This window comes from Maribacter sp. HTCC2170 (genome assembly GCF_000153165.2).
Taxonomy (GTDB): Bacteria; Bacteroidota; Bacteroidia; order Flavobacteriales; family Flavobacteriaceae; genus Maribacter_A.
Window position 1 is genome coordinate 2,290,001 of record NC_014472.1, and the last position, 19,540, is coordinate 2,309,540.

At 36.9% G+C, this 19,540-nt stretch carries 15 protein-coding genes (1 of these 15 only partly in view); 10 read left to right on the forward strand and 5 right to left on the reverse strand.

Going from position 1 to position 19,540, the window contains the following annotated elements:
* Positions 1 to 690, forward strand: partial view of a c-type cytochrome gene (locus FB2170_RS10100; protein WP_013306456.1) — the end only. The gene continues 1,533 nt to the left of window position 1, outside the view; only the last 690 of its 2,223 coding nucleotides appear in the window; the start codon falls outside the window, past its left edge; the stop codon is at positions 688 to 690.
* A gap of 174 nt (positions 691 to 864) precedes the next feature.
* On the opposite strand, the gene FB2170_RS10105 is transcribed toward FB2170_RS10100, so the two are convergent.
* The 3 genes from FB2170_RS10105 to FB2170_RS10115 all read right to left on the reverse strand — a co-directional run bounded on the left by FB2170_RS10105 (position 865) and on the right by FB2170_RS10115 (position 5,138).
* Complete coding sequence (locus FB2170_RS10105; RefSeq protein WP_013306457.1) at positions 865 to 3,072, reverse strand: Ig-like domain-containing protein; 2,208 nt, start codon at positions 3,070 to 3,072, stop codon at positions 865 to 867.
* A 109-nt stretch (positions 3,073 to 3,181) separates the two neighbouring features.
* Complete coding sequence (locus FB2170_RS10110) at positions 3,182 to 4,108, reverse strand: ThuA domain-containing protein (RefSeq protein WP_013306458.1); 927 nt, start codon at positions 4,106 to 4,108, stop codon at positions 3,182 to 3,184.
* 16 nt (positions 4,109 to 4,124) lie between these two features.
* Positions 4,125 to 5,138: a LacI family DNA-binding transcriptional regulator gene (locus FB2170_RS10115; RefSeq protein ID WP_013306459.1), complete on the reverse strand. Its 1,014-nt coding sequence runs from the start codon at positions 5,136 to 5,138 to the stop codon at positions 4,125 to 4,127.
* Positions 5,139 to 5,550: 412 nt separating this feature from the next.
* Between FB2170_RS10115 and FB2170_RS10120 the strand changes: the two genes are divergently transcribed.
* From FB2170_RS10120 to FB2170_RS10160, 9 genes are all read left to right on the forward strand, one after another.
* Positions 5,551 to 8,661 carry a SusC/RagA family TonB-linked outer membrane protein gene (locus FB2170_RS10120; RefSeq protein ID WP_013306460.1) on the forward strand — a complete coding sequence of 1,037 codons (3,111 nt, stop codon included), beginning with the start codon at positions 5,551 to 5,553 and terminating at the stop codon, positions 8,659 to 8,661.
* A gap of 16 nt (positions 8,662 to 8,677) precedes the next feature.
* The gene (locus FB2170_RS10125; RefSeq protein ID WP_013306461.1) at positions 8,678 to 10,531 is read left to right on the forward strand and encodes a RagB/SusD family nutrient uptake outer membrane protein; all 1,854 of its coding nucleotides are present in this window, start codon (positions 8,678 to 8,680) and stop codon (positions 10,529 to 10,531) included.
* Positions 10,532 to 10,603: 72 nt separating this feature from the next.
* On the forward strand, positions 10,604 to 11,818 hold the full coding sequence (locus tag FB2170_RS10130) for a PmoA family protein (RefSeq protein ID WP_013306462.1): 1,215 nt from the start codon (positions 10,604 to 10,606) through the stop codon (positions 11,816 to 11,818).
* A gap of 21 nt (positions 11,819 to 11,839) precedes the next feature.
* Positions 11,840 to 13,216 carry a Gfo/Idh/MocA family protein gene (locus tag FB2170_RS10135; protein ID WP_013306463.1) on the forward strand — a complete coding sequence of 459 codons (1,377 nt, stop codon included), beginning with the start codon at positions 11,840 to 11,842 and terminating at the stop codon, positions 13,214 to 13,216.
* A gap of 78 nt (positions 13,217 to 13,294) precedes the next feature.
* A complete protein-coding gene (locus FB2170_RS10140; protein WP_013306464.1) occupies positions 13,295 to 14,680 on the forward strand; it encodes a putative oxidoreductase C-terminal domain-containing protein in 1,386 nt (461 codons plus the stop codon).
* An 8-nt stretch (positions 14,681 to 14,688) separates the two neighbouring features.
* A complete protein-coding gene (locus tag FB2170_RS10145; protein WP_013306465.1) occupies positions 14,689 to 15,507 on the forward strand; it encodes an SDR family oxidoreductase in 819 nt (272 codons plus the stop codon).
* A 29-nt stretch (positions 15,508 to 15,536) separates the two neighbouring features.
* Positions 15,537 to 16,562 carry a TRAP transporter substrate-binding protein gene (locus tag FB2170_RS10150; RefSeq protein ID WP_013306466.1) on the forward strand — a complete coding sequence of 342 codons (1,026 nt, stop codon included), beginning with the start codon at positions 15,537 to 15,539 and terminating at the stop codon, positions 16,560 to 16,562.
* The gene (locus FB2170_RS10155; protein ID WP_013306467.1) at positions 16,562 to 17,044 is read left to right on the forward strand and encodes a TRAP transporter small permease; all 483 of its coding nucleotides are present in this window, start codon (positions 16,562 to 16,564) and stop codon (positions 17,042 to 17,044) included. Before FB2170_RS10150 ends, FB2170_RS10155 begins: the two co-directional genes overlap by 1 nt.
* On the forward strand, positions 17,041 to 18,351 hold the full coding sequence (locus FB2170_RS10160) for a TRAP transporter large permease (protein ID WP_013306468.1): 1,311 nt from the start codon (positions 17,041 to 17,043) through the stop codon (positions 18,349 to 18,351). Before FB2170_RS10155 ends, FB2170_RS10160 begins: the two co-directional genes overlap by 4 nt.
* Before the next feature lie 12 nt (positions 18,352 to 18,363).
* Here the strand turns inward: FB2170_RS10160 and FB2170_RS10165 are convergent, their stop codons facing one another.
* Complete coding sequence (locus FB2170_RS10165; RefSeq protein WP_013306469.1) at positions 18,364 to 18,792, reverse strand: DUF4268 domain-containing protein; 429 nt, start codon at positions 18,790 to 18,792, stop codon at positions 18,364 to 18,366.
* The gene (locus FB2170_RS10170) at positions 18,793 to 19,464 is read right to left on the reverse strand and encodes a ZIP family metal transporter (protein ID WP_013306470.1); all 672 of its coding nucleotides are present in this window, start codon (positions 19,462 to 19,464) and stop codon (positions 18,793 to 18,795) included.
* Positions 19,465 to 19,540: the final 76 nt, after the last annotated feature.

Consider the following 19,540-nt stretch of genomic DNA (forward strand, 5'->3'; position numbering starts at 1 on the left):
ATTGAAAAGAAGGATAAGCAATTGGATTTGTATGTTGTGTCAAGCTTGGGTAAATGGGTAACAGTATCCAGCGAAATGTTTATGCCAATGGTTATAGAAATAGCTAAAAGATATCCCAACAGTAAAATCTTTAATGAGTTGATTCTTAGTGGGTTTGATGGGGTAGAAAATTTGGTGAATAAAATGGAAGAAGACCCTCAACTTTTTAACGAAAGCCTTTTATCTAAAATAGATGTCGTCGGAGTTCATGAGAAAGAGGATACTGCCAATTGGATATTTACCCGAAAATCATTAGTTGAGGACACCAGGACAAAAGGGGCTAAACTTTTCAGACAGATATGTACTGCTTGTCACGGAATGAACGGTGAGGGACTTGAAGGATTAGCGCCTCCTTTAATGAATTCAGAATATGCATCCAAACCTATAGAACGAATGGGGTTAATCATTCTTCATGGTTTGGAAGGACCAGTTCATGTTAATGGCAAGGAGTATAATTTGAATTTAGCTATGCCAGGATTAATAAACAATGAAAAAATTAGTGATAAGGACATTGCTGATATTATCTCCTATGTTAGCAATGCATTTTCTGACACCCCTCAGCAGCTTAAAGAAGGGAAGGTTGCTGAGCTCAGAAAAATAAAATCAAAGAGCGGAGCAGAATTCACAGAAAAGGAACTTCTGGAATATTAGGGTTTACCACGAGGAGAATCATCACTTTTTAAATCATCTATAACGCGCCTTATTCTAAGATTAAATAAGAATGAGGATAGTGGACTGCTATTTCTCTGACATCTTTTAGAACGAATCATTAAATCATTTAGTTTTTACATTCCTAAGTGAGGAGTTGTTTAAATGAATTTTATTTTAATCTAGGAGAAAATGAGGGTATCGCACATAATAACCATCTTGATTATTCTTGAATCTAGATTCCATAGAAGGCGAAACCAAATATGAATGTGTATTATTTTTTATTACTTTATTTATATAATCTTCGTAAGAAATAATGCCCTGATACTTTTTGATTTCGACTTGTTGTACCTCCAAATTATCTTGCTCAAAGATTTGATAGAATCCCCAATTTTGCATTTCTTCTGGAATCTCGGGCAAACTTACACTATCTGATGTTTCGCTATCAAATACGGTACTCCATCTATAAGAAATATTAAGTCCATTTATTACGGTAGGCGCATCTGTGCCTATTGATATTTTACCCACATTATGCCCTATACCACTTTTAGTTAAGCTAATTTCTTTATTTGAATAGGAGTAGTCTAAACCCCAGTCCACATCTACAAATGTTTCCAGTGGTACACCAATACGTTCTGTGAAATAGTTATTCACCCTGAGAGAGTACTTGGTTTCATATAGATTGGTGTTAAAAAAGAAAGGGACTCCACCCACAGGCATACTACCATATCCATAGTCGTATATTCGATGAGAAACGTTGTTTTGAAATTCCATTTCGGATAAGTATCCATAAATACTTAGGGTTGAAGATTCGTAATTTCCTGAGTTCAATGTGGTTTGGTAGAATTTTTGCTCCATTCCGTCCTGAATAAAATTATCATAGTTTACTACAAAATTATTCGGGATATCCCAATCCACGATTAAATAAGAATGTTGATTCAAAGTCATATTGTTTAGACTTATGTACATTTTTTCTGGATTTATAATGCCCGAAGTAATTGAAGTTGCCTGTTCTAATACCAACTCATTGGGCTCTGAATAGGAGTTGTTATATCCAAAACCTTGTGCAATCAAACTTATTTGGTCGTCTGGATCAAAATTAGTTTTTGAAAAAGATCTAGAAAGACCATATTGAATCCTAGGATATGTTTTTAGATTAAATTCGGTAATTGCTTTGTATTTCAAATCCTGTATTGAGGTCAGTTCACTAGAATTCCCAAATTGACCAGTAACATACTCTCCAAATGTAATTGAAAATTCTTCTTCCAAATTAATATCGTACTGGGTGCTTAAGACAACTTGCTGGGTGTTTTGAAATATTCTTTTCGTATCCAGAACTTGACCATCGGTAGAAGAGGCAAAAACATAAATTCTGGCAATTTGAGGGTTATAAAAATCAGTTGGTAAATTAATGGTCACTAGTTTTCTATAAATCTCAATAGGAATTTCGATTGACGATTCGTTGCCCAGAATGTCTGTCGCTTTAAACAAAAGTGTATTGATTCCGGTAGGATATATATCTGGGTCAAAAGTAAATTCATATGTGGTGGCCAATTTATCAAAAGAGGCCAAATTTGTTTCTCCATTTAGGATTTCAAAGGATACAACATTAGAATACAGGTCGGAAACCAAAGGAATTAAATCAGTGAGTTCATAGATGATTTGTCCGTTCGTTATAGCTTCAATGGTGATTTCAGGACCAGTATTGTCTACAATAAAGCTCACAATGTGAATTCCTGTATTTTCTGCTGGATCTTTTACTTCTATCTTTAAGGTGTTTTCACCGTCTAAAAGCGAAGATGTATCAATGTTGAATTCAAAGCTACTATCTTCTGTAATATCTGATAGTAGTTCTTCATTGAGATAGACCATAACGGAGGTAATCTCTTCGTTGTCCATAACCTCAAAAGTAACATTATTCGTGTCGCCATTTAGAACGGAATTATCTATCAGTGATACTTCCGATATTGTTGGTAATTCATTATCAATGTTAATATTCTGTTCAACTGAAGATGTGTTTCCAGCTAAGTCCGTGGCCGTAACTTTTAGTATGTAATCTTCATATTTATTGGTTGAAGTCACCTTAGAAGTATAAGAAGATACATTTATGATTATTGAAAATGGGGGCGAGGAATCTTCTCCTACTAGGGTATTATTGATAAAGGCTTCTATTTTACTAATACCTCCTTGATCCTGGGCATTGACATTTACCTCAATTTGATTGCTTACAACAATGGGCTCACCTGTAGTATTGTTTGGAGTTCCAGCAATTGAAAATTCAACAACAGGTGCTATAACATCAGGTTCTTCTTTTTTTTGGTCAGAATCTTTGGAACAAGAAATAATAAGAAAAATGAATACAAAAAGTAAAGATGATTTAGGCATTATTCAGGAATTATATTGAATAAATGAACGCTAAAAAAAATCATATATTTTCCCACACTGTTTAAAAGTTTAGCTATTTAAATTTAGACCAAATCATCTCTACTTTTATCTATTTTTTCATAGCAGAATCGTCACATATTAAATCACCCACCACATACTGCATTCCGTCTAGGAAAAACTGCAACAATTCCGGGTTGTCCATACTTTGGGCATTATGGGAAGGTGAGGAATAAAATACACGTCCCTTGCCATACTTTTTGATCCAAGATACATAAACAACTTTTTCGGAAACTTCTTTCTTCAAACCATCAAGTTGGTCAACTTCCATATACAACAAAGGACGAAAATTGTAATCAAAATAAGCGTTCTTAAAAAAATATGGTTCGTCAAAATGAGTAAAACCATTGCCATTAAAGGCTTGTACGAGGGGATGGTTGCCATCTACTTCTTTTAGGTGTATTTGTTGTTGTTTAGGGTGATAATCAAAACTGCCTCCGGTCATTCCACTAAAAGCACTAGAATTGTTCTGTACAGTAATTGCGCCGTGTAGAATCATGAGACCGCCACCCTTTTTAACATAATTCATCATATTCGCCTCATATTCAGGTGCTTTATTCTTGATTTCCAAAGCCGTTAGCGAAGAATTTTGTCGAAGCAGGTCTGCAAAAAGATCTCGGTCAGGACCACTGGGATTACAATTGTTGAATATTACTGCATCATACTTTTTAAGATTCTTTTTTTCGAATTGCTCAATATCATACTTAACATGTACTTCAAACACTCCTGTTTTTTTTCCTAGTATTTTTAGCATTTCTGCATTATGTGGAATCGTCCAGTGATCGAAACCTGTAGCCTTTGAGAAAACCAATATTTTCTTTTTGGACACGTTTTTTACTGTTAGTGCTGTTGGCGCCAAACGTTCGATTTTAAGAATCCATTCTTTGGAAATCTCAACTTCTTTAAAACTTTGAGAGTTTGATGTTAAAATCCCAAGAACCAGTGCTAGGGATAGGGCGATTGATCTGATTTTTTTCATGGTGTAATTATTTCTTTTATTTTGTGGATTCCCGTACAATCAAACGATGTCTAAGACTAATTGAATTTGCAGATTGTAAGTTAATATTCCCATTTAAGTGACTAATTATACTTTGCCCTGCTAGAACTCCCATTTCGTATCCTGGATAATCTATGGTACTCAGGGTGGGGGTGACCAATTCAGAAATGGGGTCATTGTTAAAGCCAATGACCTTTATATCTTCAGGAATCCGATATTTTTCTTTTTGTAACCCTTTAATGCAATGGGCAGCAAATGTGTCACTAGCAACAAATACCCCGTCGATAGGTTTTTGTGTACTTTTTATATGGGCAAGAACATCCTCTACTTTTTTTGAATCCAGGTTTATTTCTAATAACTGTTCTTCTTTAAAACCCAGGCCATGGGCAAGCAGTGCATTTCTGAATCCTTCAAAACGATCTGCGTAAACACTTCGGTTTAAATTACCACTAATGTGCAATATGTGCTTACACCCTTGCGTGATTAAATGTTCGGTAGCTTCAAAACCTGCAGATATATTATCAATAACTATTGTTGAGCTATTGGGCATTTCATGAACTCTATCAAAGAATATAAGCGGCAATTCGCTTTGTGAGAAAGGGGAGAAGTGGTCATAACCAGTTGTGTCGCGAGCTAGGGAGACCAAAAGGCCATCAACACCACTATCATACAGTGTTTTTGTATTTAGCCTCTCTTTCTCCATTGATTCTAAAGATTGGCTTATAATCAAATTATAACCTGCCTCATTGGCAACTTTCTCCATACCGGCAAGAACGGTAGACATAAAATATGAATTAAGCCGAGGAACAATGACACCAATAGCATTGGATTTTTGTTTACTGAGGTTGACAGCAAATTTATTGACCTTGTAACCCAGTTCACTTGCTTTCGAAATGACTCTTTGTTTGGTTTTATTACTAATAGCGGGATGGTTATTTAAACTTCTACTAACAGTTCCTGGGGAAACCTGAAGTTCTTCTGCCAAATCATAAATTGTAACTTTTTTCCCCATAAGTAAATCTTTCTCCACTATAATTCTAAAGCTAACTACACTGCCTTACACGCAACTTTGCTATGGTTTTACTTCTATTTTATTTATCACAAAATCTAAAATATGTGAAGATACGTATTCAGCCAAATCTATTAAGTGAAAATTAGAATTTCTATGCCAAATATATATTTATTGCATTGATTAATGCAACAATTATACACAATAATTAGTTAATAAACTTCAAAATATGATTCAAAATTAATCATTAATACACATTTTAACGATTATTTATTGATTTGTTGAGTTATTCGGTATAACACTTTAAATGGTTGTTGTTAAATATTAATGCAATCGGTTGCATAATAAAATATTATATAATACATTTAACGATAATTACTAATAAAAACCAATTTCAAACTTTAATTACTCATGTATGAAACATTTACTAGGAAAAATTAAAAAACCAGACCTAATGCTTCTTTTGCTACTGTGTCTGGGAATCTCATCTTCGGCGATCGCTCAAGAAGGCTTTACCGTAACCGGGAACATAGCGGACGAATTTAATGTCCCTTTACCAGGTGCTTCGATTATTGAGAAAGGAACGACCAACGGCGTGTCAACTGATTTTGATGGTAACTTTTCCATCGAGGTTGCCAACCAAAATTCCACTTTGGTTATAACCTATATTGGTTATGCGGAGCAGGAAATTCCCATTAATGGACAATCACAAATCAGTACTTCAATGGAACCCAGCGCTTCAACCTTAGATGAAATTGTGTTGGTTGGATATGGTGCGGTGAAAAAGAAAGATTTAACAGGAGCGATATCTCAAATCGATGCTGCTGCTGTTTCACACCAATCTACAAATTCGGTCACTGATGTATTAAGGTCAAACATGGCTGGTGTTAGTATTGGGTTTTCAACTTCTCCAAAGGGGGTTAGTAATATTCAGATTCGGGGAAATAATAGTTTATCGGCAGGATCTAGCCCGTTGATTGTAGTTGATGGGATGATTTATAATGGTGATTTATCAGATATTAGTCCCTCCGATATAGCCAAGTTAGATGTAATGAAAGATGCCAGTTCGGCGGCAGTATATGGTGCACGAGGCGCAAGTGGTGTAATTTTAATCACTACCAAACGAGGTACTAGTGAAAAGCCGACCATTACAATTAATAGTAGTGTGGGTGTTGTTACTGATGGGTCTAACGAACGACCTTATAGTGCGGACGGCTATGTTAATTGGCGTTCAGATGTCTTTAAAAGCATCAACCCGCAAAACACTATAGATAATCCTGGCAGATATGATGACCCTAATAATCTACCATCTGGGGTTACGTTGGATCAATGGTTGGCCTATGATGGTTCTGCAGGTGACCCTACACGGGCTTGGTTAAATAGATTGGGTTTTCAGGATGTAGAAATTGGGAATTACCTAGAAGGAAATAGCATTGATTGGTATGACAGAATAAATCAGACTGGTTTACGAACAGATTGGAATACCAGTATCTCTGGTAGAAAGGAAGGTTTAAATTATTACTGGTCCATAGGACGCACGTCTAACGAAGGTATTACTTCGGGTGAGAAATTTGAAACTTTGCGTTCGCGCTTGAATTTGGATGCCAAAATCACCGATTTTTTAACTGTGGGTATTAATACTCAATTCGCCAAACGAGATGAAGGGTTTATTCCGGCTAACAGAGGGCAAATTGAAAGATCTTCTCCCTGGGGTTCTGAATTTGATGATGATGGCAATATTAGATTAAGTCCTCAAGACGATAGTGGTGCTGGAGCTAGCAATGCTTTTTTAGGACAAATGTTTAATGATAGAATAGATTTGGATCATACATTTAATTCAAGGGTTTATGCCAAGGTGAAATTACCCTTAGGGTTTTCCTATGAATTAGGGTATACTAATAGATTAGAGTTTCGTGAATACTATAACCATGCTTCGGCTGCAAGTCCTGCCAATGTTGTGGGTTCGGCCACGAGACAGGCCCTTAAGATCAATGAATGGCAATTAGACAATATTCTACGCTGGGATAAGACGATAGACAAGCATACGTTCAACCTTATGTTTTTGGTATATGCTGAAAAATATCAGGATCGTTTCACAAGAGCTAGGGCTAATACTTTTGAGCCTAGCGATGCCTTAGGTTTTGGAAGTTTAGAGGCAGGGGCCGTACAAACAGTAGATAGTGAAGATATTAAAAGTACAGGAGATGCATTTATGACCCGATTGAATTATAACTATGATTCTAGGTATTTGTTGACACTAACCATGAGAAGAGATGGCTATTCTGCATTTGGTGCAAATAACAAGAGGGCCTATTTTCCTTCTATAGCTGGAGCCTGGACCATTTCAAATGAAAACTTTTTTAAATCAAACTTTATAGATTTCTTAAAACTTAGATTGTCCTATGGCGAGAATGGGAATAGGGATATTGGAAGATTTGCCTACTTATCACGTCTGAACGCTGGGAAATACCTTAATGTAGATAGTAGTGGAAATGTGATTACCGTACCAACTTTTGATAATACGACTCAAGAGAATGTAGATTTAAGATGGGAACGAACAAAAGCGGTCAACCTTGGGTTGGATTTTAGTTTAGCCAACGGTATCGTAGAAGGTTCTTTTGAGGCATACCGAAATATCACGGATGACTTAATTGTGACCAGACAATTACCAAACATCATTGGCTTTAATAGTGTAACTACGAATTTAGGGGAAATAGAGAACAGCGGGTTTGAATTCACGTTGTCCACCCAAAATTATAATCTTGAAAATTTTAAATGGAATTCCAGTTTTAACTTTTCATTGAATAGAAATAAGATCAATGAACTCTATGGTGATATGGATGAAAACGGTAATGAATTGGACGATGTAACAAACCGCCGGTTCATAGGTGAGGCAACAGATGTCATTTGGGGGAAAGAGATTTTAGGAGTTTGGCAAGAAGATGAAGCAGCTGACGCTGCTGATTGGGGTGTTTTTCCTGGAGATTTTAAACTAAGGGATGTAAATAATGACGGTGTGTATACCGACGAAGACAATATATTTCAAGGTCATCGTTCTCCTAGATTTAGATGGGGGCTTACCAATTTGTTCACCTTGAAAAAGAATATCGATTTTTCTTTCGAATTATACTCACACTGGGGACAGAAAAGAGTATTCAATGAAGCGAAAAATAGAAATGGCTTTATAGATCGTACAAACTCTATTCAGACGCCTTATTGGACTTCAGATAATCCTACTAATGATTACGCTAGGTTATTTTCAAGTGATGGTAGTGCTAGTTTTAATGTTTATCGAGAATCATCTTTTATTCGACTAAGCAATGTGACATTGGCCTACAGATTTCCAAAGCCTATTTTGGAAAAGCTCTCTATTCAAAGCCTTCGGGTTTATGCAAATGCTAGAAACTTAGCGGTTTGGGCACCTCATTGGGATTTATACGACCCTGAAGCTCAAGAGTTTGGAGCCTTTGATTCAAGACGTCCTTCGGCCCAATTTTTTACATTTGGAATTGATTTAAGTTTATAATAAAAAAAATATAGCAATGAAAACAATAGCAAATAAATACTCGATATTATTTTTGAGTTTGGTATGCATTTTCGCCACACTATTTACATCTTGTGAGGAAGAATTTTTGGATGCAGAGCCACAATCTTTTTTTACTCCTGGGAATGCATTGAATACACCCGGTGGATTGAATAGTGTTTTATCCCAGGCAATGGTCAACCTCAGGGATGAATATTATGGTGACGGAGCCCCTATGATAACAGAAAATGTATTTTCTGAAGTTTCTGTAGAGGGAACAACCGATAAATCAGGTCCTGCCCAGGATTTAAATTTATTGATCTTGCCAGATGCAAATTTAAACAGCGCAAATACAAATAGAATAGGATGGTTTTGGCAAGAGTTTTATAAGGGGATTAAATTTGCCAATACCGTGATCAATAGATTAGATGATGCTGAGTTTGATAGTGAAGCCCAGAAAAATGATATTTTGGGAAGAGCCCTTTTTCATAGGGCTTATAGATATTATCGTTTGACACAACAATTTGGGGATGTTCCTTTAATATTGAGTGAGATTACCGAGCCAAGATTAGATTTTGTGACTACAGAAAGGGAAACCATATTGCGAAAAATGCAGGAAGATTTGAATGCTGCAGTGCCTATGGTAAATGAGGTTTCCAACGGAGGGGATGTGAATCAGGACGCTGTCTTGCATTTATTGACTAAAGTAAATCTTGCACTAGGCGATTTTGATGAAGCTGTAACATCTTCATCGCGAATCATTAATGGTGGTTTGCATGGATTAATGACAAGTAGATTTGGTATAGACGCTGCAGTAGCAGAGAAAGATGTGACTTGGGATTTACACCGCGTTGAGAATAAAAGTGTACCTGGAAACACAGAAGGGATAATGATGGTCATTGATCGTGAAGATTATGAGGGTATTGGAGCTACCAGTAGAGGTACAAGTATCCAAAGACAGGCTGTGCCCCTATGGTGGCGTTTTATAAATACTCCTGATGGTCAAAATGGTATGACTGATAGTCCAAGTGCCGAAATTAATCAAGTTACAAGTGTAGGTAGGGGTATTGGTAGAAATCGTGGTACACATTATAGTACTAAAGAAATCTGGAAAGATGCCAATAATGATGAACGACACAAGTTGGGCAACTGGTTGGATATGGAAGATTTAGTATATAATGCACCTAGCCTTTTAGAATCTGGAAATACATACTATGGTCAAAACTTGGAGTTGTACCTGCCAGATGGCACTGCTCTTTGTTCAGACACTATTAGAAACTGGTATGGTTGGCCACAATATAAATTCTTTGTTCCAGACCCTAAAAGAGTAAAACCTCAAGGCGGTCATGGTGATTGGTACGTGTACCGTATCGCCGAGACTTATTTAATGAGAGCAGAAGCCCATTTTTGGAATGATGATAATGATTTGGCTGCGAATGATATAAATGCAGTAAGGCTTAGGGCTAATGCGGACCCTATTACTGCTTCGGATGTAAATATAGATTATATCTTAGATGAGCGTGCGCGGGAGTTATATTACGAGGAAAATAGAAAAACTGAATTGACCCGGATTGCTTATATTTTTGCTAAAACCGGAAGGTCTGCATATAATGGACAAAGTTATAGTTTAGATAATTTTTCAACTAAAAATTTCTGGTATGATCGGATTATGGAAGTAACCGATTTCTACAACCTTGGTATTAGAACTATCCATGGCGATGAATATACCATGAGTCCGTACCATGTTTTGTGGCCAATACCGGCATCGGCAATTAATGCCAACACTCAGGGAACCATAAACCAAAATGTAGGTTATCCAGGAGCGGAAAATAATATCCCACCACTAACAACCATACCTGAACCCGAGGGGTAAGAAATATAGAATAGTTGAGTTTGAGTTAGTTTTTTGTTAATTTCCGTCGTCAAATCCTTATATTGAAAATTGATGAGATATATTTTCCTTTTTTGTTCTTTTATTACCTTGTTATCATGTAAAGCAGAAAAAGAAATATATCGATTTGAAATACAGGATGGCGACGGTTTTTTACAGTCCAGCCCAATTTTTTTAGATACCGAAATCAGAGGGAACGAAGATTACAGTCAACTCAAGCTTATTCAGAACAATGTTACCATTCCTTTTCAAGTAGATGAAAATAAGCTGTGGTTTTTACATACTCCTCGAGGTGGCACATACAGCTTCGAGAAAATTGAAAGTGGTGTCAATGATGAATCTGTTCTGAGCACGTTCAAAAAAAATGGGAATCTTCAATTAGTTAAGGGTAATGACCCTTTGCTTACCTATCGCTACCAAATGACTTACCCACCAGAAGGGGTAGATACCATTTTCAAGAAATCAGGCTATATTCACCCATTGCTATCACCAAAAGGGGATACACTCACCCGCATACAACCTCCGGATCATTTTCACCATTATGGGATTTGGGGTCCGTGGACCCATACTCAAATAAAGGGTGAACAAGTTGATTTTTGGAATCTAGGGGATGGTAAAGGAACAGTTCTCTTTGAGGAATTCAATAATACCACCACAGGAGAGGTGTTTGCAGGATTTAATGCCACACAGGAGCATATTGATTTTATCACTGGATCTTCACCACAAAATGCCCTCGATGAAAAACTTGATGTTAAACTTTGGGATTTAGGAAGATCGGATCGATATATGTTTGATTATACATCTACTTTCAGTTCTCCTTTGAAAGATGGTATTATTTTCGAAGCATATAGATATGGCGGTGGCATTGGCATGCGATTCGATGAACGATGGCATAAAGATAATTGCACGGTATTGACCTCTGAGGGTCATGATCGATTGACAGCGGATGGAACCAATGCCAAATGGTGTATTGTAAAAGGAGAATCATCTGATGGGAATGGGACTAATGGTATTTTATTCATGAGCCACCCTGGTAATAGAATGCATCCGGAGCCAATGCGAATTTGGCCTATTGATGGCAATAACGGTAGGGGGGATATGTTTTTTGAATTTTGCCCTATTCGTCATAAAGAATGGAAAATCGAACCTAATAAAGATTATAAACTTACCTATAGAATGGTTGTTTTTGAAGGGGATTTGACCGCTGAAGAAGCAGAGGGTTACTGGAAAATATTTGCAAATAATCCAAAATCGGAAATACTGAACTAAAGATTTAAATCTAAACAAGATATGAAAAGAAGAAAATTCATTAATAAAACAGCCTTAGGTACAGCAGCAATGGTAGGATTTCCTTCTATTGTTCCTGCCCATGTGTTAGGAAAAGATGCGCCCAGTAATAAAATTAATATTGGGCAGATTGGTTGTGGTAGAATAGCCAAAGACCATGATATTCGGGATACAATTCAGTTTGATTCAGCTCGGTATGTTGCAGTTTGCGATGTAGACTCAAAAAGGGCAGAGAACGCAAAGGTTCAGGTAGACAAGTTCTATAGCGAAAAGACCGGAAAGAAAAAGTATATGGATACGAAGATCTATGGAGATTACCGGGAAATGCTTTTGAATAAGGACATTGATGCGGTAGTAATAAGTACCCCCGATCATTGGCATTCACAACCGGCCATGGAAGCTGCTTTAGCTGGTAAGGACATATATCTTCAAAAGCCGACATCACTAACTGTGAAAGAAGGCCAACAATTACGTAAGGCGGTACAAGAAAAAGGGGTTATTTTACAAGTTGGTACCCAACAACGTGCTATGCCCCAATTTAGGGTGGCCGCCGAATTGGTAAGAAATGGTAGAATAGGGAAGCTACATACAGTAAAAATTGGGTTGCCGGGAGATCCTGCTGGGCCCGTAGCACCAGAAATGCCAATACCATCTAATTTAAATTTTGACATGTGGCTGGGATCTACTCCAGAGGTTCCTTATACGGAGATAGGCGTGCACCCTCAAAACGATTATAGTCGCCCAGGATGGTTAAGACAGCGAAATTATGGGGCAGGAATGATTACAGGTTGGGGACAACACCATTATGATTCAGCAGCGTGGGGAATGAATACTGAACTATCTGGCCCTACATCTGTTGAGGCATTGGCGGAATTTCCAAAATCAGGTTTGTGGGATGTACACGGAGATTTTTTAGTTAAACATCAATATGATAATGGTATCACGGTTTATACCAGTGGTGGATATACCAACGGAATTAAATATATAGGCGAAGACGGATGGATTTTTGTTTCTCGTGGCTCATATACGGCCTCTGCATCGGATCCAGTGTCAAAAGAAAAAAGCAGCAAGGCATTGAATGCTTCAGACCCAAAAATTCTGGGATCTGTAATAGGAGCGAACGAAATACATCTTGAAAAAATCAACGATCAACATGGTAACTGGCTAGATTGTATAAAAAGTCGAAAAGAGCCTATTTCCTCCATTGAAAAGGGGCATAAGGCTTGTGCCATATGTTTGATCAGTGACATAGCCATGCAAGTTTCTGAAAAACTAGAGTGGGACCCAATAAGCGAAAACTTTACCAACAATGATCTCGCAAACGCCTTACTAAGGAGGCCACAAAGGTATCCTTATGGAACGGATTATGTTAAGCGTTGAGTATGTATAATTATTAAGGAAAGCTCCTTCCTCCTTTTATGGGGAAGGGGTTTACTATTTTACTAAAACAAATTCATCATGAAATATTTGATTTCTTTTTTGTCAGTAATACTCTTAATCGGGTGTAATGAAAAAAAGCAAAAAGTTGAAAAGATTGAAGAATCTAACTCCGAACTTGTGAAATTTATGACTTTGGACCCCGGGCATTTTCATGCAGCTTTGGTTCAAAAAACGATGTATTCCCAAGTTGACTCAACCATTCATATTTTTGCCCCAGATGGCCCAGAAGTAAAGGATTTTTTAAGAAAAATAGACGCATATAATTCAAGGGAAGACCAACCTACTAAATGGGATGTGAATACCCATTTAGGAAATGATTACCTAAACCAGATGCTTTCAAAAAAGCCAGGTAATGTTATGGTGGTGGCAGGTAAGAACTCTAAAAAAATAGATTATGTCTTAGAAGCTGTTAAAGCAGGATTAAATGTTTATGCCGATAAGCCTCTGGTCATTGACCCAAAAGGTTATGAAAAGTTGAAATTGGCATTTAAAATCGCCGAAAAAAATAATGTTTTGATTTATGACATCATGACAGAGCGTTTTGAATCAACTACTATGATGCAAAAACTGTTTTCTCAATCATCAAGTGTATTCGGAAAATTGGTTGATGGAACGCTTGAAGAACCAGCGATTAGTAAAGTAAGTGTACATCATTTTTTTAAATATGTTTCAGGTCAACCTTTAGTGCGCCCACCGTGGTTTTTTGATGTTAATGAAGAAGGCGAAGGTATTGTTGATGTGACTACACATTTGGTTGATTTAGTGCAATGGGAAGCTTTTCCTGAACAAATTATTGATACTGCGAATATTGAAATGTTATGGGCAAAACGATGGCCTACCATATTGACCAAAAAAGAATTTAGCAAAGTAACAAGTTTGGATTCTTACCCTCAGTATTTAGAAAAGGATATTAATCAAGACGCGTTGCACGTGTATTCTAATGGGGAAATGAACTATCGAATAAATGGTAAGCACGCTAAAGTATCAGTAGTTTGGAACTATCAGGCACCGGAAGGAACTGGGGATACCCACTACAGTATAATGCGCGGCACTAAATGTAATTTGATAATTCGCCAGGGAAAAGAAGAAAAATTTAAACCAACATTGTATATTGAGGTTTTTGATGGGAATGGTTTTGAAAATGTATTGCAAGATGTTTTATTAGGGAAGGTTAGAGAGCTTTTCCCAGGTACAACCTCAGATAAAATATCAAATACAATGTGGAAAATTAATATTCCTGAGGAATTTAAAATTGGGCATGAAGAACATTTTGCTCAGGTAACACAGAATTATTTGAATTATTTGGAAAAAAGACAATTACCGGTTTGGGAAGAACCTAATATGATTTCTAAATATTATACTACTATCGCAGCATATAAAATGGCGAAGAGCAACAAAAATTAAATCTATTTATGAGTCAATTATTTAATATAAAAGAAAAATGCTATGTCTTATCCGGTGGTACAGGAACTCTTGGTGGATCTATTGCAAAATACTTGATAGAAAATGGGGCCAAGGTTATTTTATTAGGCAGGTCTTCGAAAAAACTGGAAGAAAAATGTGCCGAATTAAATGCGATTAATTCCGGGTATGCTACTTCTTTTGTTGTCAATGTATTAAATGAAGAAGAACTTATCACTGTTAAAAATAAAATAGCCGCTGTGCATCAAAGCTTGGACGGATTGATAAATCTGGCAGGTGGTAATGTTCCCGGTGCTACATTAACTGAAAGTCAGACCATTTACGACATCCAGTTAGAGGACACCAAAAATGTTATTGACATAAATCTATATGGAACGCTGATTCCTACAATTGTTTTGAGTGAGTTGATGTCCAATCAGGGTTATGGATCAATAATAAATATTTCTTCCATGGCTTCAAAACAGTCCATTTCGAGAGTTTTGGGCTATTCTGTTGCAAAAGCAGGTGTAGATATTTTTACAAAATGGATGGCCAATGAATTGTCCTCTAAATTCGGGGATAATCTAAGGGTCAATGCAATAGCCCCTGGTTTTTTTATTGGCAATCAGAATCGCCATTTGTTGACTAAAGAAGATGGGTCATATACTTCTAGAGGTGAGAGTATAATAAAAAATACACCAATGGGTCGTTTTGGTGAGGCTTCTGAATTAAACGGAATGGTACATTATTTACTTAGTGAAGCGTCAAGTTTTGTTACTGGGGAAATATTTGATATTGATGGCGGATTTAGTTCGTTTTCAGGTGTTTAACGCTAATTTACTTTATAGTTGGTAGAAATATGAATGCATATTTGTTAAAAAAAGAATATTTAGGAAAGAATAAGAATTGGAAGCGCTTCTTTTTGAATGGACTATGGGTAATTCTTTGCGTTTTTCTATATTCTTGTTCGGAAATTAAAGACCAGAAAACACTTTTTTTTGCACATTCCCTTCCAATTACGCATCCGGTACATAAGGGTATTCTGGATATGCAAAAATACCTGAACGAAAAGTCAGGAGGAAAGCTGCAAATAAAAATTTTCCCGGATGGTCAACTGGGTACCGAGCGAGAAGTTTTGGAGTTATTGCAAATTGGCAGTGTCGCAATGACCAAGGTCAGCGCGGCATCCATGTCTAATTTTGCACCAGAGTACCAAGTCACAAGTATACCTTATCTGTTTAGGGACCGTGAACATATGTTCAAGGTACTGGAGGGTGAAGTTGGTAAAGAACTTTTGAACAGGGGAAGTGATTACCTTTTGCGTGGCCTTTGTTTTTACGATGCAGGGGCACGAAGTTTTTATTCCAAGAAAAAGCCGGTCAAAACCCCCGATGACCTGGATGGAATGAAAATTCGAGTGATGAACGACCAAATGTCCGTTGATATGGTGAATACTTTGGGAGGTTCTGCCACACCAATGGCTTATGGTGAACTATATACGGCCTTACAACAAAATGTTGTTGATGGTGCAGAAAATAATATTCCTTCTTTCGTTACCTCAAACCATTATGAAGTATGTAAGTATTATACTTTTGATGAGCATACCATGGTACCAGATGTTGTTGTGGTTGGAACAAAATTTTGGAATTTATTGAATGATGAGGAAAAGGAATGGCTACAGGATTCTGCTTTTGAAAGTGTTACCAGACAGAAGATGTACTGGCAGGAAACGGTAAAGGAAAATATGGAGGTCTTGAAAAAGGCCAATGTTGAATTCTTTTATCCTGATAAGGCACCTTATGCGATTAAATCTTTACCCGTTATGGAAAGATTGATGACGAATCCGAAAATGAAAAGATTGATAGAAAAAATAAAAGCGGAATAATGAAAAAGGCATACACTTTTTTGAACAAAGTTATTGAGAACTTACTTGTAATAATTTTTGGTTTGTTAGTCATTGATGTCGTTTGGCAAGTGCTTTCAAGATATGTAGTTGGCCAGTCGAGTTCTTTTACCGAAGAATTTGCCCGTTTTTCGCTCATATGGCTCACCGTGCTAGGTGCGGCCTATATAAATGGTCAGAAAGAAGGTCATCTGTCGATGGATTTTTTGCTATCTAAACTACCTCCGACAAAACAAAAGAAACGACACAAAGTCATACAGGGTTTAATGGCCTTATTTGCATTGATTATTATGGTAATTGGAGGAATTAACTTGGTTTATATTACCTTAAGTCTAGGGCAGATATCTCCAGCACTACACCTTCCTTTAGGATATGTTTATGCAATTGTTCCCATATGTGGTGTGATAATTATTTTCTTTTCAGCATATCATATAAAATACACGTATAATACTGAATCATTATGAGTATAGAGGCAATTAGTATTATCGTTTTATTTATAAGTTTTATTGGTTTGTTGGCCTATGGAGTGCCCGTTGCTTACTCTATAGGGATTTCTACCACCTTGACCCTTTTGTTGAATATGGTTTTTATGCCAGCGACTACCACGGTTATGCAACGAATGACTACGGGGATAGATAATTTTGCCCTATTGGCAATTCCATTTTTTATACTTGCTGGGGAATTAATGAATAGGGGCGGTATCGCGAAACGCTTAATTGAATTTGCTAAATCCTTGATTGGTAGTTTACCAGGAGGCCTTGCTTACGTTAATATTATTGCGGCCATGCTTTTTGGGGCTATTTCAGGTTCTGCCATAGCTGCAGCATCAGCGATTGGAAGTACTTTGACCGATAAGATGGAAAAAGAGGGTTACCCCAGAGAATTTAGTGCTGCGGTGAATATTAGTTCTTCAACTACAGGTCTGCTAATTCCACCAAGTAATGTGCTTATCATTTTTGCCTTGGCAAGTGGCGGCACCGCTTCGGTTGCTGCCTTGTTTATTGCAGGCTATATTCCCGGTATATTGGTAGGCTTAGCAATCATGACCGTTGTGTACGTATATGCAAAACAAAAAAACCTTCCCAGGGCCGAACGTGTGCGTCTGAAAAAATTGTTCCTTGATTTTAAAAATGCCTTTCTGAGTCTTACGCTGTTGGTCATTGTGGTAGGAGGAATTGTTGCTGGAATTTTTACTGCGACTGAAGCCGCAGCCATTGCTGTTGTTTATGCAATGTTACTTGGCTTTCTGAACAAGGAATTAAAATTCTCGGATTTTAAGCCTGTTTTACTTAAGAGCGCTAGAACTACGGCCATAGTTATGTTTTTAATAGCTACCTCAATGGCGATGTCGTGGTTATTCTCTTTTGAAGGTATCCCGCAAATGTTGACTAGTGTGTTGGTAGATTCGGTCAAAAACCCTTTCATAGTATTACTTCTAATAAACATTACTTTGCTTATTGTCGGAACTTTTATGGATATGACCCCTGCAGTTCTCATTTTTACACCTATTTTTTTACCGGTGACAATGGCCATGGGTATGCATCCCGTTCAATTTGGAATGATCATAGTACTTAATTTATGTATAGGGGTTTGTACTCCACCCGTAGGAACCTTGTTGTTTGTTGGAAGCGGTGTGGCAAAAGTACCGGTAACAAAGGTAATCAAGCCACTATTACCATTGTTGGGCGCCATGGTGGCCATTCTGTTTTTGATTACTTATTTCTCTGAAATCTCACTTTGGTTACCTCGTTTTTTCGGATTGATAGAGTAAAATCTGGGATGCTTATGCGTTTATAAAGTCTCGGTACTCGATAAAGAAGGCTTCGAGTTGCTCCATATTTTTATTGAGAAAAATCATAGTTTCCTGCCAAGAGTTTTTGTTATGGATTGATACATTGTGCTTTTCAACAAAGATTCTTGAAATCTCTTTATTGTTGTCCAAAATTAAAGCGTCATTGAAGATGACATCAGGGAGATAGTCATCTGTCATGATAGATTTTAGGGAAATCAACTTTTCCCAAAGATGAATTCTTGTAGCCAAGTCAGAATGCTCAATATCAATAGAGACCATGGCTCTTTTTAATTCAAAATGAAATTTTAATGAAAGTCCCTTTATTTTGGTGTCGTACAATATCCACTTATGAGGATATGATTTACCGAATGAGACCCAGAAATATTGGCGCAGTCGTTTTGAATCTTCTTTACTGAACATTTATAAAGCGTAGGCTATTATGATACCAAGTATTATCACCACCAATTTTCTCAAATTAAATTTATGACCCTCTGAGCTTTCAAATAATATTACAGTGGAAATGTGCAAGAAAACACCAATTACCAATGCAGTAATATGCGCATAATATTTAGTTGCGAATTCAAAATTTGAGGCCATAAAATTTCCTGCAGGAGTCATCAAGGAAAATAAAAGAATGAAGAACAACGCATTGGAAAATTTCACTTTGGAATTCAACAGGAATATACTCAAGATAATAGCAATCGGTATTTTGTGAATTAATATTCCATAAAGAATGGTGCCATGATTTTCAATAGGGAACCCTTCCAACAACGAATGAATAGATAAACTAAAAAATAACAACCATGGAAAATTGGTCTTTTCACTATCTAAATGAACATGGCCATGCTCTGCACCTTTTGAGAAAAATTCGAGAAAAATCTGTAAAAGGATTCCGAGCATAATAAAGACGCCAATAGTCTTAGAATCTGATTGTTCATATACTGATGGAAAAAGTTCGAAAATGGTCAGCGCTAGTAAAAAGGCGCCGCTGAAAGCGAGCAGGAGCTTGAAGTTCTCTTTGTTTTTTGGCCTTACAATGTAAACGAATGCAAAACTTAATAAAACCCCGAGAATAAGCAATAAATAGGTCATTAATGCCGGTTTAGGTATGCGTACTAATTATATCCACATACTGTGGATGGCATAAAAATACTGTATTTTTGTCGCA